The organism is Bartonella sp. OD88NMGDW (genome assembly GCF_042193775.1).
Classification (GTDB): domain Bacteria; phylum Pseudomonadota; class Alphaproteobacteria; order Rhizobiales; family Rhizobiaceae; genus Bartonella; species Bartonella grahamii.
In genome coordinates this window covers 55,933-81,180 of the sequence record NZ_JBHIMA010000001.1, presented here as the reverse complement: position 1 = coordinate 81,180, position 25,248 = coordinate 55,933, and the positions used below count along the sequence as shown (strand labels likewise).

Sequence of the window (25,248 nt, the reverse complement as noted above, 5' to 3'; positions counted from 1 at the left end):
GATCAAAAAAAGTTTTTATAACCCTATAATTCACTATATCCACTTTGTATCTTAATTATTTTTGTTCTTTATCCAAAATTTATTCAAACAGCAATGTTGCTGCTTCTTTATAAAGCAATTATTTAAAAATCTTCAAAACTATAAATCCACAACATTATAAAACCATTCTTACTGTTCTCATATGAATATTGCTATAAAACTCTATCGTATTATTAGAAAATGCTTTACAAAAAAACAAACAGCCTTACCGAAAGGATCTCTGAATGAATAATATTATCGATGGAAAAAAACTTGCTGAAGAGATTATTGCGAAAGTTAAGGCCGAAACAACAAAGCTCCGCCATCACTATAATATACAACCTAGTATCGCTGTTATTATTGTTGGAGATGATCCCGCAAGTCAAGTATATGTCACCTCAAAAAATAAAAAAGCCGAAGAATGTGGGTTTCTTTCAATCAAACATGTCATTTCCAAAGAAACACAAGAACAAGAACTCCTTCAACTTATTGCAACATTAAATTCTGATCCAAAAATTCATGGTATTTTGGTACAGCTGCCTCTCCCTGCTCATATGAATACAAATCGCATAACACAAGCCGTTGCTTTCCAAAAAGATGTTGATGGTTTTCATTATATTAATGTAGGAAAACTCGCGGCAAATGCACTTGAAGATGCGATTATTCCCTGCACACCAGCTGGTGCCATGATGATGATCGAACAACACTGTGGGCAAGATTTATCTGGACTTGATGCTGTCGTTGTTGGACGCTCTAATATTGTTGGAAAACCTATGGCTGCCCTTTTAACAGCAGCCAATGCCACTGTGACAATTGCCCATAGTCGTACCCGTGACCTTGATGATGTTTGTCGAAGCGCTGATATTTTAGTCGCAGCTGTAGGCCGCCCACAAATGATTAAAAAAGACTGGATCAAAAATGGTGCAATTGTTATTGATGTCGGTATTAACCGCGTTGCTGCACCAGAAAAAGGTGTAGGGAAAACACGTCTTGTTGGTGATGTCGATTTTGAAAACGTAAAAGAAAAAGCTGCCGCGATCACCCCTGTTCCAGGAGGCGTTGGACCAATGACAATTGCCATGCTTATGGTTAATACACTCAAAGCCGCCGCGCGATCACACAATCTGCCTATGCCAAAATTCTAAGAATTATAACAATTCCTTGTATATGGTTTTATTGTACATGATTAAGCTTGTTTATTTTTGCATTTTTCATGTCATAAAAACAGATGCTCCTTGATCTGCACGATTAACGGATTGACGAAAAACATGAAAAAGTTCGCGTCCAAAACCGTGTTCGTTTTTTGAAAGATCAGGAGGTATGATTTTTCGTACGTTAAATTTTGCTAAATCCTCCAAAAGAGTTAATTTACCCTCATGAGCATCAAGAAAAACAATATCACCATCTTGCAAACGTGCAATGGGACCATTATCCACTGCTTCCGGTGTCACATGAATGGCAGCAGGAATTTTTCCTGACGCCCCTGACATACGCCCATCGGTTATCAATGCTACCTTTTGACCGCGATCTTGTAAAACGCCTAAAATGGTCGTTAATTTATGAAGCTCTGGCATACCATTGGCTTTTGGTCCTTGATAGCGAATGACAGCGATAAAATCTTTATCATACAACACTCCAGATTTAAAAGATTTTTGTAGTTCTTCTTGATCATTAAAAACAAAGACTGGTGCTTTAATCTGCCAATACTCTGGTTTAACAGAGGAAACTTTTATAATAGCTGTTCCCAAATCTCCCGATAAAACACGAAGACCACCGTCAGGCTGAAATGGCTTTCTCCACCCTGCTAACACCTTATGATCACCACTTTCCTTGAGAGCCGCTTCACGCACCACATGACCATCAGCAGAAAGCTTTGCTTCAATTGCATAAGCATTGAGATCTTTACCAAAAACCGTTGAAACATCTTCATGTACTAAACCTGCATCGATAAGCTCGCGAATAATAAATCCCATCCCCCCAGCAGCATAAAAATGATTGATATCCGCTAAACCATTAGGATAAATGCGCGCTAAAAGAGGCACATGGCAAGAAATTTCTGCAATATCATGCCATGTCAATTTAATACCGCAAACAGCAGCCATAGCAATCAAATGAATCGTATGATTGGTAGAACCTCCTGTTGCATTTAATCCTACAATGGCATTCACGAAAGAACGCTCATCAATGATCATACCAAGTGGACTATAATGATCACCAAGATCTGTCATTTCAAGTACACGTTTCGTAGCTTCTTTTGTTAAAGCATCACGCAACGGTGTATTCGCATTAACAAAAGAAGCTCCCGGCATATGAAGCCCCATCATCTCCAGTATCACCTGATTAGAGTTAGCGGTTCCATAAAATGTACATGTTCCTGGTCCATGATAAGAACGAGCTTCTGATGCTAGAAGTGTTTGGCGATCTATTTTATTTTCCGCGTAAAGTTGACGTATCTTCGCTTTTTCATCATTACCTTGACCACTTGTCATAGGACCAGCTGGTATAAAAATTCCTGGTAAATGACCAAATGTTAGTGCACCAATCAATAAACCTGGTACAATTTTATCACATACTCCAAGATACAATGCTGCATCAAAGACATCGTGTGATAAGCTTATAGCTGTCGCCATTGCAATTACTTCACGCGAAAAAAGGGAAAGCTCCATCCCCGCATTTCCCTGCGTAACACCATCGCACATCGCGGGAACACCACCTGCAACCTGCGCAACACCACCAACCATACGGGCCGACTCTCTAATTAAGTGAGGAAATTTTTCAAAAGGTTGATGAGCTGAAAGTAAATCGTTATATGCCGTGATAATGCCAATATTCCCAACGATATTTCCCTTCAAACGCTCTTTATCTATTGCACCACAAGCAGCAAAGCCATGCGCCTGATTGGCACATCCTAAAAAACTTCGTTTGGGGCGATGAACTTGTGCTTTTGCAATACGATCTAAGTAAGTTTCTCGTGTTGATCGAGAACGTTCATAAATCCTTCGTGTAACTGTGGCAATTGTCTTGGAAAGTGCCATATTTCTCTCCCCCTTTCATTGTTGCTGCCCCTCATTCATTGAGAGAGATTACGTTTTTATTCACCTTGTGTCGCATATTTTGATTCACTTATTTCATTTTCTGCAGGCGACCAATAAACCTGAACGAGATGAGGGGAATTACGCAAAATTGCCCGAATAGGCATTTCTATTTCAGACCCGTCTTGACAAGCTTTTTCAAAACAATCGCGTTTCTGAAAACCTTCGATATGGAGAATAATACAACGAGACTGCATAATAACTGGCAAAGTTAGTGAGAGTCTTGGCTCAACAGCACTCTTAGCATGAAGGGGCAAAACAAGTGCTTGTGTTCGCAGATCAAGCGCTTGCTTTAAACGATCAGCATCAGGAAAAAAAGAAGCCGTATGTCCATCACCCCCCATTCCTAAAACAACAACATCAAAGGGTTTAGGCAAAGTATTAATACGACTCGCCGCTGAAAAAGCTGAAAGTTCAGCAGTAATCGCTTTATGATAAAGCCCTACAAAACGCGCTTTTTCGGCAAAATTTTGTAACAAATGACACCGTACCATATGCTCATTTGAACGTTCATCGTGTGTAGGAACGAAACGTTCATCGACCAAAGTAATAATGATATTTTTCCAATCAATATCCGCTTTTGACAAATAATGAAAAAACAATTCTGGTGTTTTACCACCAGACACCGCTAAAACTGCTCTCTTACGCTCAAGAACAGATACACTAAGCTCTGCGGCTACTCGATCTGCTAATGCCAAGGCTAAAGTCTGAGGGGTTTCAAAATCTAAACGGTCAATATTCATTCTATACATACTTATTGCTCTAAACTAAATTGTTCCATATACGCCCATCACGTTCCATGAGAATCGCCGAAGCAGATGGCCCCCACGAACCAGCGTTATAACTGTGAAAAGGCTGTTTTATTTCTTCCCACCCCTCAATGATTGGATCAATCCAACGCCAAGCAGCCTCAACTTCATCACGGCGCATAAACAGCGTTTGATCTCCACGAATAACATCCATTAATAAACGTTCATAAGCATCAGGATTACGTTCAGAAAATGCGGAAGCAAAACTCATATCTAATGGAATGTGACGAAACCGCATACCGCCGTAACTTGGATCCTTAATCATCAACCATTGTTTTACACCCTCATCAGGTTGGAGACGAATCACAAGCCGATTAGAAAAAATTTCATCTAAATCCACATTAAAAATATTATAAGGAATAGGTTTAAAAACCACAACAACTTCAGACATTCGCGTGAACATGCGCTTACCTGTTCGTAAATAAAAAGGCGTATTAGCCCAACGCCAGTTATCAATCTTAACCTTAAGCGCTACAAATGTTTCAGTCTTACTCACTCTTCCCAGATCATCAAAATAAGACTCTACAGATATACCATTTGATAGACCAGAAAGATACTGCCCACGTACAGTATGCTGCCCTACATTATGTACATCAAGCGGTGTTAAAGAATGTAAAATTTTAAGTTTTTCATCACGTACAGCATTAGCACTGTTGGTAAATGGTATTTCCATAGCAACTAAACAAAGTAATTGTAGCATATGGTTTTGCACCATATCGCGTAGAGCACCAGTGCTTTCATAATATTCTGTACGCCCCTCTAACCCTAAAGATTCAGCAACGGTTATTTGAACATGATCAATATAGTTGGAGTTCCATAGCGGTTCATAAAGTGTATTAACAAACCGCAATGCCATTAAATTTTGAACAGTTTCCTTCCCAAGATAATGATCAATACGAAAGATCTGCTCTTCATTAAAGGCGCTTGCAAATGCATCATTAAGTGAAACAGCTGTTTTTACATCGCAACCAATTGGTTTTTCAATGATAATCCGTGTTTGTGGTGTCACCAAATCATTTTTTCCCAACTTCATCGCAATATCAGCAAAAAGTGACGAACTAACAGCCAAATAAAAAGCTCGAATATTCGCTGAATCTTGTGACAGAAGGAGAGCTAAATCCTCCCACCCTCGATTTGAGGAAACATCAACAGAAACGTAAGTTAAACGTGCAAGAAAACGATTGAGTTCTGTTGAATTGAGATCTTTTGGATGGATATGTTTTTCTAAAGAAGTGCGGACAAAATTTTGATATTCTTCATGACTTAAGGAAGTGCGGGAAGCCCCAATAATACGTGTTGGCTCACTGAATTGACCAACACACTGACAATGATACAAAGCCGGCAAAAGCTTGCGCGACGCCAAATCACCATTGCCACCAAAAACAATACAATCAAAGGAAGAAACTGGAATAATTTTACGCACCATGAACTTGTTTATTTTTCTATTCGATTATGAAATCCCATATCACTTATAAAAGCTTCCATTATTAAAGCAGACAGATACTAAATAAGCCATTAATTTTCTTCATTTCAAGCAATGTTTCCATTAAAGGCGATCCATTAAAGAAAACCAACGCATTGCTAAAAATATAAGCGGATAACGCAAAACTCCTCCCCCCGGAAAAGATGAAATCTTTAAGTCTTGGAAATAGGAAAAACGTTCATATTTTCCAGTCAACCATTCTGCGTATAATTTTCCTATGAAAGGAGCCAGCATAACGCCATGCCCTGAATAACCACCACAATAAGTCATCCTTGAGAAAAGTTGTCGAACATAGGGCATGCGCTCAACTGTGATGGCAACCGTTGCTCCCCAACAATGGCTTAAATTGATAGAATGTAATTGAGGATAAATTTCAGCAATTTGCCGTTTTATACGTTCATCTAAATTCAAAGGATGTTTATTATCATAACTTTCTACGCCACCAAATAAGAGACGATTATCAATGCTTTTGCGAAAATAGCGAACCATAAAACGGGAATCATCAACCGATTCCCCGCCTGCGAGAATTGAACTGTGCTTTGGTAATGGGTCCGTTGCTCCAATATAAGAACGAATAGAAACAATATTTTTTTCAATAAAACGCTCCAGACCAAGTTTATACCCATTTGTTGCAAGTAAAACATGCTCTGCTGTTACACTGCCTTTTTCTGTTATCACTTTCCAATGGGCTCCCTTGCGCTTTACTGTCGTTACTTGTGACTTCTCATAAAGCTTAGCACCAGCATCTTTAGCTTTTTTTGCCAATCCAACAATCAATTTTAAGGGATTTATATGGCCGGTATCCGCATCATAAATACCACCACAATAAAAAGACGATCCAAGTCGCCTAGATGTTTCTGCCCTATCCATAAAAGTAAGCGCATGATAGCCATAACGCTGCATCACCTCAATATGCCGTTGATAAGAAAGAAGCTCACGCCTTTTATGTGTCACAGAAAGCTGTCCTCCTATCAAATCACACGAACAATTAGGCATCGCGCATAAAGATAAAATATCTCTTTTAGCTTCTTCTGCTAAATCAAACAGAGCCTTACTTCGCTCAAAACCATACTTTTTTTCTAATGTTTCTACCCATTGCCGTTGCCCTGTTCCCAGCTGTCCACCATTGCGCCCTGAAGCACCATCACCAAAACGTGATGCTTCAAATAAAACAACATCTACTCCAGCCTTGACTAAATGATAAGCAGCCGACAGACCCGTAAATCCGCCTCCAATAATGACCACATCACACTGTCTGTTTTCACAAAAAGAAGGATAAGAGGGACGTTCTTTTAAAGTATCTTCATACCAAGAAATTCCTGGAGAAATTGAATTATAATCAATCATCGTCATAAAATTTAAACATTCAGCAGAAGATATTCACGCTCCCACGGACTAATTACTTCCATAAAAGTTTCAAACTCTTGTCGTTTGATTGCAGCATAAGTACTGACAAACACATCCCCTAAAATAGCACGTATTGCTGTATCTTGTTCAAACAAATTGACTGCCTCAATGAGTCCACGCGGTAACTCAATATTATCAGCGTTTACATTATTTGTCGCTGGCTCATCCGGCTCAATTTTTTGTTGCAAACCAATAAGACCACACGCTAAAGAAGCTGCAAGGGCTAAATAAGGATTCGCATCTGATGAAGGAAGTCTATTCTCAACACGCCGCGCTTGAGGAGCAGAACGGGGAACTCGAAAAGCTGTAGTACGATTATCATATCCCCATCGCAAATTAACAGGAGCCGAATTATCAGGGACAAGACGTCGATAAGAATTCACATAAGGCGCAAGCATCACAAGTACCCCTGGCATATGTTTTTGCAATCCACCAATAAAATGGCGAAAACAGATACTTTCTTCACCATTTTCCTGTGTAAAAATATTCATACCGGTTTTCTTATCAACAACCGATTGGTGAATATGCATAGCAGAACTCGGCTGCCCTTGAATGGGTTTTGCCATAAAAGTTGCATACATATTATGTTTTAGAGCTGCTTCACGAATTGTTCGTTTGAACATAAAAACTTGATCCGCTAATTCAATAGGATCACCATGACGTAAGTTAATTTCAAACTGACCTGCTCCTTCTTCATGAATGAGAGTATCAATTTCCAATCCTTGTGCCTCTGAAAATTGATAAATATCATCAATCAAATCATCAAACTCATTAACACCAGCAATGGAATACCCCTGTCCACCACCAATTGAACGCCCAGAACGACCAACCGGTGGAACTAACGGATAATCAGGATCGGGATTTTTCTGTACTAAATAAAACTCAATTTCTGGTGAAACAACAGGGCTTAAACCCATTTTTGTATAAAAATGAACCACCGTTCGTAAAACATTGCGTGGTGTGTAATCCACAATCTGACCATTTTGATACACAAGATCACAAATCACCTGTGCTGTGGGAGCATCTTCCCATGGAACAATGCTTAACGTAGAAAGATCAGGTTCAAGGCGTAAATCACCATCTGCTTTAGGATATTCAAAACCATGACCATCTTCAGGATAATCCCCTGAAATTGTTGCCATAAAAACGGCTGAAGGCAATGCCAATGATGTTTCCGATGTAAATTTTTTAGAAAGCATCATCTTGCCCCGTGGTACCCCTGCTTGATCAGGCGTAATACATTCAATATCCTCTACCTTACGGAAAGCAAGCCATTGTGAAACTTGTTCCCAATTGTGCACACCACGTAAACTTTTGAGAAAACGAGAGACAGGTTTAAAATTTTTACTTTTCGTTTGTTTACCATTTTTTACAGCCATAACATACCAACTTTACAAACAATCAAGTTCTATTCTTATAGTATCAGCCTCTGCATAAACGACACGAAAAAAAATTATCAACTGATATTTTTGAAGAATACTATAAGATCTATCAAGGTAAAAGAACTTTACGCTCAACAAGCTATCCTATCACCATAGTGAAAAAGTTGATATTGCACGCGATACATCGGTGCGAACCTTCTCCTTAATATAAAACAGCGAGAAATACCATGGTGGACGTAACCTAATTCCGATTCAAATAATCATATATAAGAAAACATTGGCGAGAATAATAAAGGCGAGATATTTAATTTTCTTTTGGCCGTAGCAATGCTTAATTAAAAGAAAAGAAACTTTTCTTTTAATATGAAGCAAGTTTTGTAACTCTATTGTTATTCACATAGAAGAAAACAGCCTAGGATAGTGAGTAGCTATGCCTTTACAACTAATGCTTACAAACACTCACCACGCCGTAATATGCGTAAATGTATTTTCAGGATAAGACATACGCTCAGCATTTCCGACATGAAACTTAACCATCCCCTGCATAATAGAGCTATCAACCTTGTTCTGAGCGGATACCTATAGACTCTGCACTTATATAAATTCCCACCGCTTGACATTGCACTTCGCACACAATATTTAGAGCTGAAAATACAGTAGAGCATACCAAATCCAATAGATAGGATTTTTTGCTAATTGCGCCATGCGTGATCCAATATTTGATAGTCTCCAGCCCACTAGGAGATGTGTTATTTATATCTAAAAAGCCCCAAAAATCAGGATATGAGAACACAATAATATCAATTTCCTTTGAACTAACGTCCTTCATCGTCGATCTTCCACCGTCATAAAATCTTTTTTGTATCAGTTGCTTTCACATACTTTGACTTATGACCTAGTGATACTGTGCAGATTGAGTACACATCCCCAAAGCCTAGATTGTAATTAAGTTCGTACCACTCTGCTCTTTTATAAAATAAATAACCATAATCTTCAGATATAATACGCCTAGATTCAATAATTACCGTAAGCTTATGTAAATCATAACCCAATTGTGATAATGCCTCATAAATTTTACGAGGGTATTCGTCATTGATCGTCACGGCATAGCAGAACGCTGTGGAAGTCGGATATCCCCCGCCTAGACTGATAAAACTTTTTTGATCCTTCAATGCGTAAATATCCTTTCCAACCTTAGTTAAGGTGGATACTATTAACTCAGTCGAATTCAAATTAGAGCCCATATGCAAAGGCACCACATTAAGCCTAATCCTATTGGATTCTAGCAAAGATAATGCGGCACGTAACTCCGCCGCAGTCATATCAAAACGCGATCTATCCCCGTTTGCCAGTACATGGCACAATCTCAATGAGATTTTAGGCAATATGTCAAAATGGCGGGCAAGAGCGATGATGTCATGTAATTCGATAATATTATCACACTGGACATTTATATGTTTTCTAATAGATAATTCTATCTCTTCTCGAAGTTTTACAGGGATATTAAAAAATATATCTCTACCTTTAAAACCATCTTTTTGCGCTAATGATATTTCATAACCAGACGCAAATTCCAAGTCCCAGCAACATAACAATGATGCCCCGCACGTCCATTAAAACACCTTGCTTTTTCTCGCTCTAGGCATTCATAGCCCGACCACGTAAAACAGGATACCAATTACAATATCAGACCATAAGGCTGCAAGAGAAAGTTCTTTTATATTTTTATCTTTATATTGCCTCTTAAACAAGCTCGCCTGTTCATATAATAAGTTATATGTATAATACATATAACTTATTAAAAAAGGAGGATTCATTATGTTCCGTGAAAATCTTTGGTAATACACTCGGGTGATTGGGTCACCAGTCGCCCGTCAATAGTACAGTGCAAGTTAAGAAATTGGGGGAGGTAATCTGTGCAACTCGTGGATCATCCTTTTGTAAAATTCGATCAACTCAAGCCGATTTACAACTTCACATATCCGTTATTTCGCACTATTTCAAATGAATTTTACGATTACCTAGACTTTAATAAACTAGCGCAAAGTAAGCAGATTCCACAAGCGCGTACCATTTCTCTTTATTTGCATATTCCCTTTTGCGAAACCATCTGTTCCTTCTGTCCCTTTCAGAAAGGGGCCTACAAGCACGTTAAGCAAATCGAATCTTATATGTCAGCGCTTACCACAGAGAACAGAACCAAAGGAAATTTCATTCGCTCGCTTAGAGGGACCATCCGCAGCATCTATATAGGGGGCGGCACACCGTCGCTTTTGTCCACAGATAATATCCGACACATCGGAAAAGTATTGCATGCCGAATTTGAGCTCTCTTCCTTAACCGAGTTTACACTGGAAAGCGAACCGAAGAGCGTCACACGTGATAAACTTTATGCTGCCCGTGAGATCGGCGTTAACCGGATCAGCTTCGGTATACAGAGTTTCATTGAGCGTTTCCGATCATTGTTTAACCTCACCTCAACACGTGAACAAATCAACAATACCGTGGCTTGGTCACAAGAGATCATTGGACATGTCGGTTTCGACCTACTATATGGCATGCACAGCCAGCAAACTGAAGAACTATTATACGATTTGAAGCAAGCCAGCGAGCTTCATCCTGAAACCATCAACCTCTATGCAATCAACAATCTGGCTATCACGTCGCAACTGCATAAGTCTTACGCACAAAAAGGGCTAAAGCCATCCAGCCTACAGCATCGACAGATGCTTCGCTTATTTAGCGACATCGTTATGCGCAGCTGCGGCTATGCGCCGTGTAATGGGCATTCCTATATCAAAATTGCCAATAACACTCCTCTAACGCTCGCTAAAACGAGTTCAGCTAATTATTTCCGCTATCACAAATATTTGCATGGTTATCATGACGATTATGTGGTTGGCTTCGGGGCGTCAGCAATGTCGATTCTCGGCTCACTCGTCACACGAGCCAATCCTAGTCGAAGCGGATACATTACCGACATACAACTTAAAGGCAAATCCAAAGTATACTACAATTGGGTATCAGCGGAGCAACAAGCCTCCAAGGCTTTGTGTATGCGGCTACCTTATAACGGCTATGCCAAAAAAGAAAGAATTGACTGGACCGCACTCCCCTCTTTCGTTTACAATAACCTACAACAGCTCATAGGCGCAGGTCTCGTCGCAGAAAGTGATAACGATCTCCAGCTGACTCAGCGTGGTTGGCAATGGTATTCCAACCTTATGTATTTTCTTCTACCTCAGGAAAATAGGAATATCTTGGACGGCTATGTCGCAAACATGCTGAATACAACCGCCGTACTTGATGGACCAGCGGAAACCTGTGTGGCATCTTAAGGAGAAAAGAATGTTCACGCTTTTTGCCAATAAGAACATACGCTATTTTTGCCTAACTGTTAGTCTGCTCGCCTTACTCAGCGGTGCTTTGCGTACTGCCATCCCGCTATTAGCAAGACAATCTGGATATGGCGTAGTCGGAGTAAGTTGGGCGCAAGGTCTCTTCTCATTAGCGTGGCCAATTTTCGGCATCCTTGCAGGCGCTTTACTTGATCACTGCGACAAAATAAAACTTGCCACCTCGGCTCTCTTCATCTTCATGCTACTGCATATTGTACTGTTCGTACTGCTCATGATACAGATTGCTCCAGCCGAACAAATTTTCTTCTATGCAACCATTGCTGGATTCATCGTCGTTTCTGCCGAAGCTTATATAATGACGATTCCACCACTTATCATGGAGGGAGAGCGATTGATGACCTTCTACTCAATTGTCTTGTTTTTAGATTTCGGGGTCTCCTATTTTCTTGCCCCTGTTATAACAAGCAGCATTTTAGCGCATAGCACACTGCTATTTCTTGGCCTGTTAATCGTGCTTTTTATCACATTGATTTTTACTGCTCGCCGTGCTGTTCCGACATCGCCAACACCTGATAAAGAAAACATCACTTTCCGTTATATCATTGCCGGCTTTCGTTTCATTTTTTCAAATCGGCATCTTACCTCCCTTACATTACTCACATTCTTTCTATCGGTGGTATTTGGAGCATTCCTAACCTCGTTCATCTTCTTCGTTACCGACAGTCGGTATCTGGGCCTACATAGCAGCCAATATGGCGTGATGTTTGCAGCCTACGCGCTTGGTACAATGGCAGGTGCCCTATTTGCACCACATATACGCTATGCACCGGTGCGCCTAGCTGTTCTCACTGACGGGTTAGGAACGGTTATCTTGCTGCTGGTTCCAGCCTTTTCAAAAAGTGCTGTCGTCGTATGGGGCGTCACCTTTATCGCTGGCGTTGGAGCAAGCTTATGGTTTATTGGTGTTACCGCCTTCAGGCAGCGCCTCACACCAAAGCAACTTCTCGGGCGAGCTAATTCTGCTTTTCGGGTGATCGGCTATGCTGGAATGCCGGTCGGAAGCTTTTTGGTCGGCGTCCTTGGTTCTTTTATATCATTGCAGTTTGCTGCCGCCTTTATCGCTGGACTACTATTGGTGGCTATCGCGATAACGCTTCCATTTCTTTGGCAGGCTGATCATATAGACACACCCAACCCTGCCACGAGGTAACAGCTGCCTTTTAAAAAAGACACGGTCAAAAAAGGCACACATACCCTATTACGCAATCGATTGACCTGTTCTTTGGACGAGGAAATTATAACCGTAATGGCTGATAGAGCCAGCGACACTAATGGAAGCAGCCAAACAAGCGTTAAAGGCAAAATAGCCCCTTTACGTTGCATTGGGCGATGATCTCAACGCCTATATGAAGGATGTAGAGAGCTTATAGCGTACGGAGCGCAATTCTTAACTAAAAACTCCGCCCTAGCAATGCCCACTTATACTCCAGTTAATCCGTCACCCGCTGAATATCAAATGCCTCACCCCTTTACTGCTCCTCAAAATACATTTTGCTGCACTTACGCGCCGTATTCTTCCTTTGGAATTAAAAGAGCAGCCCTCTTTTCCTAATTTAGAATCTCTGCCTACACAACGCAGCAACAGATGCGACCATATATGCAATCACGCCTTAGGATCTGCATAGTAGAAAGCTTAGTTCGAGAGATTCATAAAGCCTATATCCCAATAAATTTTCCACCCAATCCACCTTTTAAAAGGGCGACTTTATATAAACCGTTAGAGCAAGCTATGAAATCCTTAGGTGTATTAGAAATAATTGGCGGTTTTTCCCTCAGACCAATGTTGATTGACTTTTACTCGTGCATATACGCAAGCGGTGCTACTCTTTTCTCAAATAGAAAGGACATAACCGTTACCATCTGGCCTATTATTGTTTGAAAATAAAGAAAAAGTATCAGTGCGACTGATGATATTGAAGAGCTATCTCATTATGTGGCTGTACTTAATTACGGCATTGGGAAGCTAGACACGCAATCACCCATTTCTGCGTGCCTTCTGCATGATATTCATAAGATTTTATTACGCGGTAAACGCGGTACGTCCAAAAGCCTTGGTGAATTTCGCAAAGCACAAAATTAGCTTGGCGGTACGCAACTAAAGACAGCGTCATTCGTGCCGCCCATTCCTACCACAGCCCCCCCACTCTCTCTACCACCATCCCCCGCTTAGAATCGCGCCAACTCATCACCGGTGCCTCGTTAAACACCACACCAGTCTCAAGGGCGGTAAAATGCGCCTTGCCGCATTTAATCTTCAGCATTTCTTTAAGGCGCAAATCAAACTCGCTATTCGTTCCTTTTGATTCCAGTACAAAATAAAGCTTTTGCACGCCATCTCACTCTAAAACACCCAAAAATCCGGCGTGTAAGAGCCTATGAGCACCACGATTTTAAAGCTCCTTGGCAATTTAAAAAATAATTTTATTTCGGAGGCATTATCATTAATTTTGCGCAAATTCTTTCTCAATATTACTCTTATAAACCACATGATCATATACACTCTTCTCACTCACCAGAACTGTACGCTCTAAATTCGCCGAAATTTAGCTACTTGCAAAACATTCTTGCACACTATAGTCTTGGCCAGCTAGTTTTAAATATTTAATACCAGCAATAGTAAGATTGACATACGCTTTATCGAGGATTTCCTCCGCGCACTCTAAAAAAGCTTGCGTTTTTTTTGCAAAATCTAATACGCGCCTACTATTTAGCAAAACATCAATATCATAAGCATCTCTACTAAAAACGATGGACAGCTATTAATTTCAACTCAATCCATATAAGATGACCCACACACTATTTTTTCTTGTGTCTTTATGTAAGTCATAGGCAAGTCCCTATTCAACTGTATTTTCACTTTCAAACCTCCTCGTCTTTTATTAACTTTTTATCAGTATAAAGCCAGGCCAAATTAAGCGGAATAATTAAACATATACAAAGCAAGGTGAAACAAAAAGCTGCTTCTATACAAACATTGTTTGCCAACCAACCAATCAGCACAAGCGCTAAAATACCAAAAATACGTGCAAGAAAACTAACAATGGATAAAACCGTATTTGCATTCTTTTGTTGAATATGTTTAAAAAATTCTGCTTCAAACTGCGTTACGGGGACAGAAAAAAAACTGTGAAATATGGTGAATAAAATAATGGGGGCCCAGCTGTTTGCAATGAGAAGCAGAGCAAGCATCACAACAGCACTCAGGACGAGTGAGCACAAAGTTATCGCCATAGGAGCATATTTTTGCATAAGATATTTAATTACAAAGCGATTAAATAAGTATTTTACGAGAGTATAAGACACAAAGCACAGGCCAAGAATAAGAATTTTAGTCTTTCCTGTTGCATTGTCTAATACTCCTGTTTGTCCCAAAATAAAAGGTTGCCAAAAATGAAATATTGGCTGCAATGCAGCAACAATAAAACCACATATCAATATATAATATAACCCGATTTTTGAGGTAACTAAATAAGCAAAAGCTTCTGTTGCATGCAACAAAGAACCTGAGTCTATTGACTGACTACTCGAAACGGATGCAATAGCTATCCCCGTCACCCGACTAAACAAGAATACAAGTACGAGAAACCCGAAAGAACAAAAATAATATGCTGACTGATAATTATCCATACACAAAACAATAAGAACACCTAGCGCACCAGCAACCGTATTCATGAATGCCGTTAGTTCCCGCTTATAGGCATTTACTTGGTGGTAGATCAAACTACCCTTGTAACCACCGCCGTCGATTAAGCCTTTAATCCATGTGCTATCAGCGCCAGAACATAAAGCAAAGCCTAAAGCATAAATAATTTCTGCCGGAATTAAGACAGAAAGATTAGGCGCGTAGATACATAAAAAGAAGAAGAGCGAAAAAAAGAAACATGATAGGATAACATTTTGTTTAACGCCGATTTTATCTCCTAAAATCCCACAAGGCACTTCAAAAATACAAATAGCGACGCTAAATACAATTTGCAATAAAGCTAACTGTGTTATACTAACGCCCATAGACAAGAAAAAAAAAGCATGGAAGGAACCTGTAATCAGCCGAACCCCGCTCATTGCCGCACAGCCATAGAGCAATTTTTTAACTTCATAATCTATTGTCATTAATATATCCAAAAGCTCTAAAGCTGGCAGCTTTATATATTTTAAAACCTCAATTCAGAAGGGAGCTTCGAGCAGCTATTTTCTGCTCATTTGCTCGGGCTTTGAGCGCAGTAACATCACCCCGCTTAATTTGATTTTTTTCAGTGGTTTATACATATTTTTAGTTTTCATAACTTTACCTCCTGTATTAGAAGTGTGGATTATAGCTACCTTTTGTCAATTTATTATTTTGATATCAAAAGTTTTGCTGTACTCCCCGCGCCAAGGTTTAAGTATTTCATTCACCAATCATTCTGCAACAACCACCGCAGCACTTGGAAACTCATGCGCCGCTTCGGGCAAAGTACGCTTATATTCACGCCAATTTGTCACCGGCTGTGCACCACACTTGAAACCCATCTCAAGCGCTGCAAAATGCGCAAAATAAAGCTTTTGTGCGCCCTCATGCTCTAATACCGACCAATCTGGTGTATAGGAGCCAATTAGCGTTGCAATTTTAAAACTCCTTGGCAATTAAAAAATAATCTTACATCAGGATCATTATCGAGATTTTGCGCAAACTCTTTCTCAATACGGCTCTCACAAATCACATGATCATAAACACTTTTCTCGTTGACCACCGCCAGCCATTGATTGCCTTTTACGATCTAATTTTACAGATGTGGGATCAATCTTATTACGATGCGCACATTCAGCGATTATTTTATCCTCTGCATTAGAGTCAAAAACACGAACAATACGCGGCAGTTTCGGTAATAAATCCAGCCGCTCACTCAACCTACACGAAACGGTATTTCCTATCATCTTTGATCATATTCTACACCCTTATTATTTAAAAATCTATACATTCCATCAGCAAGACATTAACAACGAGCCTGTACATCTTTGCTGTTAAGTCTCCATGTATGGACTTCATCCTCAAAATCATCTTTAGCCGAAGCAACTTGACATTGCGGTGCTTTTATAACACTCACTCCGCCTCAAACATAGGGTTGCGTTTTATTAAATAACCCACACGCATATAATTAAAGATAGAAACAATTAAGCTGGCACTAATCATGCCAAACCAATAGCCAATAAAGCCATATTTTAAAAAATGTGCCATGAGCGCGCCCCCAAATAAGCCTATCCCCCAATAACTTATTGTTACAACAATGGTTGACCAAAACGTATCAAGCAAGCCCACAAGTATGCCATTGAGCATAGCTCCTAAAGTGCCAAAAGCAAAAGACAATAAAACAAACGGAAGCAACTCCCAAGAAAAAACAATAACGCGGACTGAAGAAATATCAAAGATGGTTGTAAGAATAAATTCATAAGAGAAATAAACAACCCCTGATAAAAACAAAACATAAGCGACAGCAAAAACTGTAACACTCATACGCAACTGTTTTAGAGCCATATGATTCCCATCTGCTCTATACCACGCTGCTATTGTTGCGGCTGCGCTGGAAATTCCCAAAGCTACCACAGAAATAAGCATATCGAGACGCATTCCTATCGTATGAGCAGCCAAAGCTTGAACCCCATAAGCCGTAATCATGAAGGCAATGACCGAAGGAAAGCCTTCCGCAATAAAAATACGTACACCAATGGGGAGCCCTACGCGCAGCAATTGTATTATTCGTGAAATCTCTAACTTTGGTCTCAAATAATTAAAGTGGAAGGAATGAAAAGTAGAATTGCGAGATAGAATTATTGCCACTGCAATAACAATCAAAATACGGATCAAACTACTCGCAATTCCAGCACCAAAGACACCGAAGCCGCTTGCAGGACCTATACCAAAAATAAGCAGCCAAGAGATAAGAAAATTCACGAGGATAGCGGTAAGCATAATCCAAGTTAAGGGCTTAGGATTACCAATTGCGGACAGTAATCCGCGGCTATTCACATAAAGATAAAAAAACACCACTCCTATCGCAGCGCCCCTGTTATATTCCTGCGCTATATGAGCAATTGCCTCATCTTGACCAAGAAGACACAAAATATTCCTCGTATTGAGTAAAATAATAGCACTCACCATTCCAATCAAAAGGGAAAGCCATATTCCTTGATCAAACCATGCCTTCAATGCATATTTATCTTGTTTGCGAAAACTTTCCGCAAGTTTTGGTGTAACCGCAGTAATAATCCCTAGTCCCAACAACATAACAAAACTAAACATACTCAGAGCCAACATTGTACCACTTAAGGCTTGAACGCCTAAATGTGCTACAAGCGCTGCATCTGTGAAGGAAATCATCATTTGAGAGATAAACCCAACAGCCAGTGGCATGCCAAGAGAGAGCAATTGCTTCATCACAACAAACATTGTGAAATACCCTTCCATATTGAAGGGGGTATTAAGCCTAGATCTTTTAAACAAAACTGATTGATTTTTTCCGTCAAGTCTTTCCACCGCAAACCTTGTGTAAAGGATGCATAATGAGAACTCATTAAGCTAAGAGGAGATGCCCAGTTCTTAAAGGAGAAGCCAATGCACCTTTGTTCGTTTTTTGGACTTCATGCCATGCATGTTTTGTACAACATTATGCCCCCAAGCACAGCATCATAAATATCATGCCAAGTCTCAACCAGAAGAGGGCTGATTTCCGACGCGTCAAACAACAAAGCTTAGGTAATTGCAACTTCCATAAACACTCTCCACGAATATTAATCTATCTTATTGTTGCTTTAAAAATAGATCCTATCAAGACCTTCACACTTTTAAATTCGTAAAATTTATTTCAAAAAAATATAACGCATTAGCCACAGGCCACTTATTCTCCCCACTTCATTCCGCGGCAACGAGTTCAGTACTTTTGGCGCCCCTGCCACCCCCGTCCGTCGCCGACACCCCACGCTTATATTCACGCCAATTTGTCACCGGCTGGTCATTAAATGCAACGCTCGTTTGCAGTGCAGCAAAATGCGCTTTGCCGCATTTAATTTTCAGCATTTCTTTAAGACGCAAATCAAACTCGCTGTTTGCCCCTTTTGTTTCCAGCACAAAGTAAAGCTTTTGTTCGCCATCACGCTCTAAAAAGACCGCCCAATCAGGTGTATAAGAACCAATGGGTGTGGCTATTTTAAAACTTCTTGGCAATTTAAAAAACAACCTGACTTCAGGATCATTTTCAAGACTTTGTGCAAACTCTTTCTCCACACTGCTTTCATAAACCACATGATCATACACACTCTTCTCACTCACAACAGCTGTACGCTCTAAATTTGCCACAAGTTCTTCACTGGTAAAAAGCTCTTGCACACTATATTCTTGCCCTACCAACTTTAAATATTTAATGCCATCAATTGTAAGATTAACATGGGTTTTATTGAGTATCTCTTCTATGCGCTCTAAAAAAGCTTGTGGATTTTTCACAAACTCATGCTCACGCCCACTCTTTGTCAAAATACCAATAATTGTCTTTGCGGTTAATTTCAGCTTTAAGGTCAAATAATGTACAATATCCGGCAGTGCACACGAGATATAATTAAGCGCACTCTGCTTTAATAACTTCTCTTCATAGGTCACACCAGCACTATCCAGTTCTATTTCTGCTGTCTGATAAACCAAATGCGCGGGCGCAACTGGCGCCATTTTTTCCACTGCATCCACTGCTTTGGCAATAAACTCTGTGCGATCAAGCTTTGCACGATAAGTGGTCTTTTTATTGATCTTCTCCCACAAGGACAAAAACTCGGGCGAAGCCACTGTTTGCTTTTTAAGCTTAACCCGCACCTCGCGCGTAGCATTACGAATAATCGGCATGGCTTGGATCGCCTCTAGCGCCTGCATCACAGCCCGCTTTTGCCCTTTACTAAAACGTTCACTTAAATCCAATGTCCCCGCTGCCCATTGCGCTTTTAATGTATCTGTAATTTTTCCTTCTGATGTAAGCAAGGCTTTTTCACGCAACTCAGCCAATACATCAGCAGCCTCTTGCGAAGACATAAACTTTGTTTCCGTCACAGCTGTCACATACGTCAGATCTTGCAGCGTCTCAACATTAATAAGTGCGCCCGCATCAATTTTTTTCACAATTTCTTGACGCAATTCGCGTGGCATTTCCTCCGCCCCTATAACTTCAAATTCATTCGCTACCAAATCTTGATTTGCTTTAACCATACCCGCCTCGTCAATCAAATCTTTTGCAACAAGCGTTTTAATAATTTTTTGTGCTTGTGACACTTCCACTTTAGCGGCTATATATTTTACATCTTCATAAACACAGCCAACCAACTCCTCCATCTGCAATGTACCAAATTTATAACCAATATCCGCCTCTAATTCTTTTTGCAATGTACTCACAAACTCAGCAAAGCTTTCATTCACCATGACATGCAGCACATTTATATCTTTATCTTCCACCCGCTCACCTTGTTGGTTTACACACAAACGCAAACCGCGACCAATCTTTTGCCGCGCGGTAAAATTCGATTTTTGCTCAATCAACATACACACTTGAAACACATTCGGATTATCCCAGCCTTCTCTTAATGCCGAATGCGAAAAGATAAAACGCAAGGGGCATGCAAAAGATAATAACCACTCCTTATCGCGCATAATCGTGTTATAAGTGTCATCATCAGCTTGGCTGTCGCCCTTTGTATCCTTATACACGCCTTTCTTGTCTTGCGAGAAATAACCGCCGTGTACGTTTCGAACATTTTGCGCAAACTTAGTTCGCAAGGAGGCATATTTCTTTTTCGCCCACAGCTCTTCATAACATTCTTCAAACATACGCTCATAAAGTGCTGGCTCTTCATCATTGCTACGATATTTAGCCACCTCATCAATAAAAAAAAGTGATAAAACTTTAATACCTAAAGGCGCAAGCCGCAATTCTTTATCTAAATGTGTTTCTATAGTGCGATAAATTTGCGCGCGTTTAAGCTCTACTATATTCACATCACCAAGCGCGTGGCCAAACTTGACAATTTCAGTATCAGAAAACTCAACGGCTTCATCCCCCGCCATGCAATTGATACCCGAAACAATATACCCCCTATAAAGCTCACGCCCGCCCGTAACGCGATACAGATCATCGCCTTGTCTCACTGTAACTGTTTTGCGGCTCACAGTGCCATTCTTTCCCGCAATATCCAACTCTAAGCGCGCCTTAAAGCCATGTTTGTGTGATACGGATTTCAAGGCAATATAGGGACGGTTAAAATCTTGCTCTATCTGATTAGAAGAAACACAAATTTGCTTTACCAGTCCTTTTTGATAAGCATCAACAGGTGTTAAACGATATAAAAGATTAATCTCATCTTTATGCGTGGCACTATAGCGGAAAACACAAAGCGGGTTAAGGCTCGCAATAGCCTCCTTCGCTTTTGCTGTATTATCCACCGATTGCGGTTCATCTATGATCACAATCGGTTTTGTATCTTGGATATAACGCATAGCACTTTCGCCATTCAGTCTATCTTGCGGAAGGTTGATAATATTTTCTGCTTTTTTAAATGCATCAATATTGATAATCATAATTTCAATATTGGTAGAGCTTGCAAATTGACGAATTTGCGAAAGATCTTTTGAATTATAAATAAAATAACGATAGGGCAGATTATCAAACTCTGCTTGAAAATGCTCTCTTGTTACCTGAAGTGATTTATATACCCCTTCGCGAATAGCAACACTTGGTACGACAATAATAAATTTGGTAAAGCCATAGCGTTGATTTAACTCAAAAATCGTCTTGCTATAAACATAAGTTTTGCCTGTTCCCGTTTCCATCTCAATAGAAAACTGCTTTTGCTCTAGCGTCTCACTCGCCAAGAGTTTATTGTTCTGTTGCACCTCTTGTAGATTTGCTAATATGCTTTCATCACTAATTAATAATTGATTACCACAACCAAATTCATTTAACGCTAATTGTCCTTGTTCTAAATGCAAGAAAATAGAAGAATTCCGTCGTGGTTGGCCTTTAAATAAATCAATGACGCTTTTAACCGCATCATTTTGAAATTCTTGTTGTTTAAATTTAAGTTTCATATCGCCGCCCCAATCGTCTCTCTATAGTTTAAATTTTATCAAAACTTACTTCATTGTCTTTAAAGATAAAATCGCAATTAATAAGCGCCTCATCACTTTTAAAGGCCGCATCAAGCGCTACGATTTTTACGGGCAAATACTTTATCATCTCTTCCGCATCTTCGGGTTCAAAGGGCGGGTCTATAGCTATAATTACCAAGACATCGCCTTCGCTCTCGCCTATATAATAGAATTTTTTGCCATTGATTGGTAAAGGATAAATTTTTAAATCCAGTGGCCAACCATATTTAAGTATGATTTCGAAGATAATATCTTGATGAGAGCGCTCGGGATTCACCCCCTGCAAAATATGATCCAAGCGCATTTGCAATTTTTCTTTAACATCAAGTGCATTCGGATCAATCGGGCTATCGTCCCATATGGAAAAGTTGGAACTATCGAGCTCTAGAACGCGAAATCCGGTGTCTAGAGGCTGCTCGCTTGTGAGTTCTGCTTCATGCTTTTGCTTGATTTGTGTACCAGCGCGGCGAATACGTTCGCTACCTATATCGCAGATAGTTTTATAACCAGCTTTATAGGCTTCGCTCTTTTCATCACATAATTCAGGCAATTGCACCATGATGAATTTGCGATTACCACCATCTTCGGCATTCAAAGCCATCACTGCATGCGCTGTTGTACTAGAGCCAGCGAAAAAATCGAGAATGATGTCGTTGTCACTGGTCGTCTGTTCAATCAATTGCTTTATAAGACTCACACCCTTGGGATGATCAAAAAATTGGCCGCCTAAAAGTTCTCGTAATTGTTTGGTCGCTATAAAATTCATATCTGTTTCAAGCATTGTACTAAATGGTTTAGTTTGAGATTTAACTTCTGTTTGATGACGTTTATAAGTAGGCGTACCTTGTCCGTTTTTTGGGAAGATCACCTTGCCTTCTTTGATGATGTTTGCCATTCGTCCTTTTTCATAAGCCCATACACGATTGGGATTACACTGGTAAACTACACCCGTTTGTGGATCAGTAATCGGGTAATTAAGATTTGGCCGCTCTGATGCTGTCTTATTACACGTCAGATCACCTTGCGTCCAAGGCCCGCGCGGGTCATTATCGGGGTTGGTATAATTTGCAAAACTCTTTTGTACTCCACTAAAAACAGTGTGCCTGCGACTATAACACAAAATGTAATCATGGTCTGTACTTACATTGTTTTGCGCATCATTAGCACCAGTGCGTTTCCTCCACACCAGCTGCGCAACAAAATTCTCTTCGCCAAACACTTCATCACATACTTTGCGCAAATTATGAACTTCATGATCATCTATTGAGATAAAAATCACCCCATCGTCACGCAATAAAGTCTGTGCCAAACGCAAGCGCGGATAGATCATATTGAGCCACGCAGTGTGAAACCGCCCCATTGTCTCAGGATTCGATTTTGTCGTTTGGCTCGTCACTTCCTTATATCGCGCCAATGGGTCTTTAAAATCATCACCATAGATAAAATCATTCCCCGTATTATAGGGCGGGTCTATATAGATCATCTTCACTTGGCCAAAATAAGCCCGCTGGATAAGTTTTAACACTTCAAGATTATCGCCCTTAATATAAAGATTATGTGTATTATCAAAGTTTACGCTCTCCTCGCGCTTCGGGCGCAATGTCGCAAATGAAGGCTTTTGAGCAAGCTTTAAACTTGCTCCTTTGCCCTTCCATTCAAATTTGAACTTCTCAAAATCATTATCAATATATTCGCCGCATAGATTAAGAAGCTGATCTATATTGAGCTTTCCCTCAGCAAAACATTGCGGAAAGGCTGCTTTTAACTTTTCTATGTCTGGATTAACTGGACTTTGACTCATGCCCTCTATTTTATCTTCACCTGCTATTATACTCATCTTTGCGCTTCTCCGTTACGCTTAGTATAAAATATGTCTATGAATATTTCTTTTGTACGTCGCAATTCCTTTTATCCTATTTATTTCTGTATCCTCTGCAAATTTACTTCCATGCAAAGTGTCGTATAAGCAGTTCTCTTTATTTTTTAAAGTTTCTTGTGCTTGTTTTATTTCTTTTTGCTTACGCAAGTCAGCTAGATCAATTCGCATTACCACATGCGGCGATTTTATATTTTTTCTTGTGTGCTATTATGGCACTTACAAACATTATCAGTAAGCTTATCAATTGGCACAAGCACATCCAAAATATGTCTATCTTTTAGCCTTGTCCTATTTCTGACAAATCGAAGAGCTGTATCGTCAATTTGACGACATGCCACCATAGGTAATTTTAAAATTGCGTCACATGTGGCTTAGTCAAGCACATACAAGTACTATCACTGTCAACTAAAACATAAATTTCTTCATCATTTATTTCGATGCAATAAAAACCAATTTCTCAAGGGATTATGTCGGCATCCACTTCTAGTTCTCCCTTGTCCGTGCAAGCAAGATTTGCTAAAATACCTTTTACGGAGGGTAAAAACACCCTCAAACGTCCGACAACATGTTGAAAATCTTCCCCATGCTATAAAACGCTTTACCTTTATAGGTTTTATACTGTGCGTCAGATTCATAATAAAATATAGCTCTTATCATTTTGTCCCTGAATGATTTGGCCTTACCAATCATATAATTAGGATCGCAAACCATGCTTCTACAATCTGCCATAGGAATGTATTAATCTCTTGCACTCACTCCTTAAATATATTGCGGCATGATTTTTACATTATCAACAACGTTGGTATTCATTGCCAACCTTCATGACAATAAGCTTTAACAAAGCTTTCGCCTGCTTCTTTTTGTCATCCAGTGAGTTAAACTCCTAAGCCTTCTTCGGTGAATTTACGTCTATATATAGCGCCGCGTATTGGTTTTATCGCTTGTTTAAGCACCTTTCTTGTCCCCTGTCATCCTCTCATCCACGCCTTAAAAGGACAAAAAATAAATGGCCATTCCAATTGATGTCGGTAATATGCTTGGCAATAGCTTTCAAGCTTTTGTAAATCTTTCCCTCATATTGATAGCCTTTTGGCACCACAAGCACATGATGCGTTTGTCCTAAATAATCGTCACTGAAATAAGTGTGTCATAAGGCTTTGGACTCCTACATTGACGTATACTTTACAGTGGCTATTTCTTGCTCTAATTGTTTACAACTCATTGTCTAATCCTCTCAACACATGAATGTTCTATTTCCTCGATTAGTCAGAAATAGTGTGTGTTCACAAAGTTAGACCAAAATGCAATTATGTCGAAAAATAACCAACGCTCAGCGCAAAAAAACAATTTATTCTTTTGCATTGGATAGCTCACCCCCCTCCACGCTTAGAACCAATAAACCTAAGCTTATTGATCACGTTTTTCTGTATACCTCAATCGATCAAACACAATTTAAATAAACTCCTCAATAATGACGGTATCTGCTAACTATACGCCTAAGCTTGTTACTGCTATAAGTCTACCGCGCACCCAAAACGAGAAATTTATATCCTATTGAAAAAAATAATAAATTTAGAAGATCCCTTCTTAAACTAAGTCTCGACTA

Annotated in this window: 20 protein-coding genes and 1 pseudogene; 4 read left to right on the top strand and 17 right to left on the bottom strand. The window is 39.8% G+C overall.

Going from position 1 to position 25,248, the window contains the following annotated elements:
* Window positions 1–263 precede the first annotated feature (263 nt).
* Window positions 264–1,163 carry a bifunctional methylenetetrahydrofolate dehydrogenase/methenyltetrahydrofolate cyclohydrolase FolD gene (gene folD / locus ACFIJR_RS00470; RefSeq protein WP_375625161.1) on the top strand — a complete coding sequence of 300 codons (900 nt, stop codon included), beginning with the start codon at window positions 264–266 and terminating at the stop codon, window positions 1,161–1,163.
* 66 nt (window positions 1,164–1,229) lie between these two features.
* On the opposite strand, the gene edd is transcribed toward folD, so the two are convergent.
* The 7 genes from edd to ACFIJR_RS00435 form a co-directional block, all read right to left on the bottom strand.
* A complete protein-coding gene (edd, locus tag ACFIJR_RS00465) occupies window positions 1,230–3,053 on the bottom strand; it encodes a phosphogluconate dehydratase (protein WP_375625652.1) in 1,824 nt (607 codons plus the stop codon).
* 56 nt (window positions 3,054–3,109) lie between these two features.
* Window positions 3,110–3,862 (bottom strand): 6-phosphogluconolactonase, encoded by a 753-nt coding sequence (gene pgl, locus ACFIJR_RS00460; protein WP_375625650.1) that lies wholly within the window; start codon window positions 3,860–3,862, stop codon window positions 3,110–3,112.
* Between the two features lie 10 nt (window positions 3,863–3,872).
* On the bottom strand, window positions 3,873–5,345 hold the full coding sequence (zwf, locus tag ACFIJR_RS00455; RefSeq protein WP_375625648.1) for a glucose-6-phosphate dehydrogenase: 1,473 nt from the start codon (window positions 5,343–5,345) through the stop codon (window positions 3,873–3,875).
* A gap of 120 nt (window positions 5,346–5,465) precedes the next feature.
* Window positions 5,466–6,749, bottom strand: a complete 1,284-nt coding sequence (locus tag ACFIJR_RS00450) for an NAD(P)/FAD-dependent oxidoreductase (protein WP_375625193.1) — start codon at window positions 6,747–6,749, stop codon at window positions 5,466–5,468.
* A gap of 11 nt (window positions 6,750–6,760) precedes the next feature.
* Window positions 6,761–8,188 (bottom strand): glutamine synthetase family protein, encoded by a 1,428-nt coding sequence (locus ACFIJR_RS00445; protein ID WP_375625165.1) that lies wholly within the window; start codon window positions 8,186–8,188, stop codon window positions 6,761–6,763.
* Window positions 8,189–8,747: 559 nt separating this feature from the next.
* Complete coding sequence (locus tag ACFIJR_RS00440; protein WP_375625166.1) at window positions 8,748–9,020, bottom strand: hypothetical protein; 273 nt, start codon at window positions 9,018–9,020, stop codon at window positions 8,748–8,750.
* 16 nt (window positions 9,021–9,036) lie between these two features.
* A complete protein-coding gene (locus tag ACFIJR_RS00435; protein WP_375625646.1) occupies window positions 9,037–9,768 on the bottom strand; it encodes a hypothetical protein in 732 nt (243 codons plus the stop codon).
* Window positions 9,769–10,107: 339 nt separating this feature from the next.
* Between ACFIJR_RS00435 and ACFIJR_RS00430 the strand changes: the two genes are divergently transcribed.
* The 3 genes from ACFIJR_RS00430 to ACFIJR_RS00420 all read left to right on the top strand — a co-directional run bounded on the left by ACFIJR_RS00430 (window position 10,108) and on the right by ACFIJR_RS00420 (window position 13,690).
* On the top strand, window positions 10,108–11,529 hold the full coding sequence (locus tag ACFIJR_RS00430) for a coproporphyrinogen-III oxidase family protein (protein ID WP_375625644.1): 1,422 nt from the start codon (window positions 10,108–10,110) through the stop codon (window positions 11,527–11,529).
* Between the two features lie 10 nt (window positions 11,530–11,539).
* Window positions 11,540–12,760: an MFS transporter gene (locus tag ACFIJR_RS00425; protein ID WP_375653197.1), complete on the top strand. Its 1,221-nt coding sequence runs from the start codon at window positions 11,540–11,542 to the stop codon at window positions 12,758–12,760.
* Between the two features lie 783 nt (window positions 12,761–13,543).
* Window positions 13,544–13,690, top strand: coding sequence for a hypothetical protein (locus tag ACFIJR_RS00420; protein ID WP_375625169.1), 147 nt, complete (start codon window positions 13,544–13,546; stop codon window positions 13,688–13,690).
* Window positions 13,691–13,736: 46 nt separating this feature from the next.
* Here the strand turns inward: ACFIJR_RS00420 and ACFIJR_RS00415 are convergent, their stop codons facing one another.
* The 10 genes and pseudogenes from ACFIJR_RS00415 to ACFIJR_RS00370 all read right to left on the bottom strand — a co-directional run.
* The gene (locus tag ACFIJR_RS00415; protein ID WP_375625170.1) at window positions 13,737–13,940 is read right to left on the bottom strand and encodes a hypothetical protein; all 204 of its coding nucleotides are present in this window, start codon (window positions 13,938–13,940) and stop codon (window positions 13,737–13,739) included.
* 11 nt (window positions 13,941–13,951) lie between these two features.
* Window positions 13,952–14,098 (bottom strand): hypothetical protein, encoded by a 147-nt coding sequence (locus ACFIJR_RS00410; protein WP_375625967.1) that lies wholly within the window; start codon window positions 14,096–14,098, stop codon window positions 13,952–13,954.
* A gap of 371 nt (window positions 14,099–14,469) precedes the next feature.
* A complete protein-coding gene (locus ACFIJR_RS00405; protein ID WP_375653195.1) occupies window positions 14,470–15,720 on the bottom strand; it encodes an MFS transporter in 1,251 nt (416 codons plus the stop codon).
* Window positions 15,721–16,008: 288 nt separating this feature from the next.
* Window positions 16,009–16,233 (bottom strand): hypothetical protein, encoded by a 225-nt coding sequence (locus tag ACFIJR_RS00400; protein WP_375653192.1) that lies wholly within the window; start codon window positions 16,231–16,233, stop codon window positions 16,009–16,011.
* Window positions 16,203–16,310, bottom strand: a complete 108-nt coding sequence (locus ACFIJR_RS00395) for a hypothetical protein (RefSeq protein ID WP_375653190.1) — start codon at window positions 16,308–16,310, stop codon at window positions 16,203–16,205. The genes ACFIJR_RS00400 and ACFIJR_RS00395 overlap by 31 nt, the downstream gene beginning before the upstream one ends.
* Before the next feature lie 4 nt (window positions 16,311–16,314).
* Window positions 16,315–16,524, bottom strand: a complete 210-nt coding sequence (locus ACFIJR_RS00390; RefSeq protein WP_375653188.1) for a hypothetical protein — start codon at window positions 16,522–16,524, stop codon at window positions 16,315–16,317.
* 166 nt (window positions 16,525–16,690) lie between these two features.
* Window positions 16,691–18,034 (bottom strand): MATE family efflux transporter, encoded by a 1,344-nt coding sequence (locus ACFIJR_RS00385; RefSeq protein ID WP_375648488.1) that lies wholly within the window; start codon window positions 18,032–18,034, stop codon window positions 16,691–16,693.
* A gap of 462 nt (window positions 18,035–18,496) precedes the next feature.
* Window positions 18,497–21,703, bottom strand: coding sequence for a DEAD/DEAH box helicase family protein (locus ACFIJR_RS00380; RefSeq protein WP_375653184.1), 3,207 nt, complete (start codon window positions 21,701–21,703; stop codon window positions 18,497–18,499).
* A gap of 28 nt (window positions 21,704–21,731) precedes the next feature.
* Window positions 21,732–23,600 (bottom strand): site-specific DNA-methyltransferase, encoded by a 1,869-nt coding sequence (locus ACFIJR_RS00375; RefSeq protein ID WP_375651598.1) that lies wholly within the window; start codon window positions 23,598–23,600, stop codon window positions 21,732–21,734.
* A 1,018-nt stretch (window positions 23,601–24,618) separates the two neighbouring features.
* Window positions 24,619–24,762 (bottom strand): annotated as a pseudogene (locus ACFIJR_RS00370) (DUF2924 domain-containing protein); the annotation flags it as partial.
* Between the last annotated feature and the right edge of the window lie 486 nt (window positions 24,763–25,248).

Coding starts and splice junctions, on each gene's coding strand:
- folD (WP_375625161.1), top strand. CDS start 264: ATGAATAATATTATCGATGGAAAAAAACTTGCTGAAGAGATTATTGCG.
- edd (WP_375625652.1), bottom strand. CDS start 3,053: ATGGCACTTTCCAAGACAATTGCCACAGTTACACGAAGGATTTATGAA.
- pgl (WP_375625650.1), bottom strand. CDS start 3,862: ATGTATAGAATGAATATTGACCGTTTAGATTTTGAAACCCCTCAGACT.
- zwf (WP_375625648.1), bottom strand. CDS start 5,345: ATGGTGCGTAAAATTATTCCAGTTTCTTCCTTTGATTGTATTGTTTTT.
- ACFIJR_RS00450 (WP_375625193.1), bottom strand. CDS start 6,749: ATGATTGATTATAATTCAATTTCTCCAGGAATTTCTTGGTATGAAGAT.
- ACFIJR_RS00445 (WP_375625165.1), bottom strand. CDS start 8,188: ATGGCTGTAAAAAATGGTAAACAAACGAAAAGTAAAAATTTTAAACCT.
- ACFIJR_RS00440 (WP_375625166.1), bottom strand. CDS start 9,020: ATGAAGGACGTTAGTTCAAAGGAAATTGATATTATTGTGTTCTCATAT.
- ACFIJR_RS00425 (WP_375653197.1), top strand. CDS start 11,540: ATGTTCACGCTTTTTGCCAATAAGAACATACGCTATTTTTGCCTAACT.
- ACFIJR_RS00410 (WP_375625967.1), bottom strand. CDS start 14,098: ATGTGGTTTATAAGAGTAATATTGAGAAAGAATTTGCGCAAAATTAAT.
- ACFIJR_RS00405 (WP_375653195.1), bottom strand. CDS start 15,720: ATGACAATAGATTATGAAGTTAAAAAATTGCTCTATGGCTGTGCGGCA.
- ACFIJR_RS00390 (WP_375653188.1), bottom strand. CDS start 16,524: ATGATAGGAAATACCGTTTCGTGTAGGTTGAGTGAGCGGCTGGATTTA.
- ACFIJR_RS00385 (WP_375648488.1), bottom strand. CDS start 18,034: ATGTTTGTTGTGATGAAGCAATTGCTCTCTCTTGGCATGCCACTGGCT.
- ACFIJR_RS00380 (WP_375653184.1), bottom strand. CDS start 21,703: ATGAAACTTAAATTTAAACAACAAGAATTTCAAAATGATGCGGTTAAA.
- ACFIJR_RS00375 (WP_375651598.1), bottom strand. CDS start 23,600: ATGAGTATAATAGCAGGTGAAGATAAAATAGAGGGCATGAGTCAAAGT.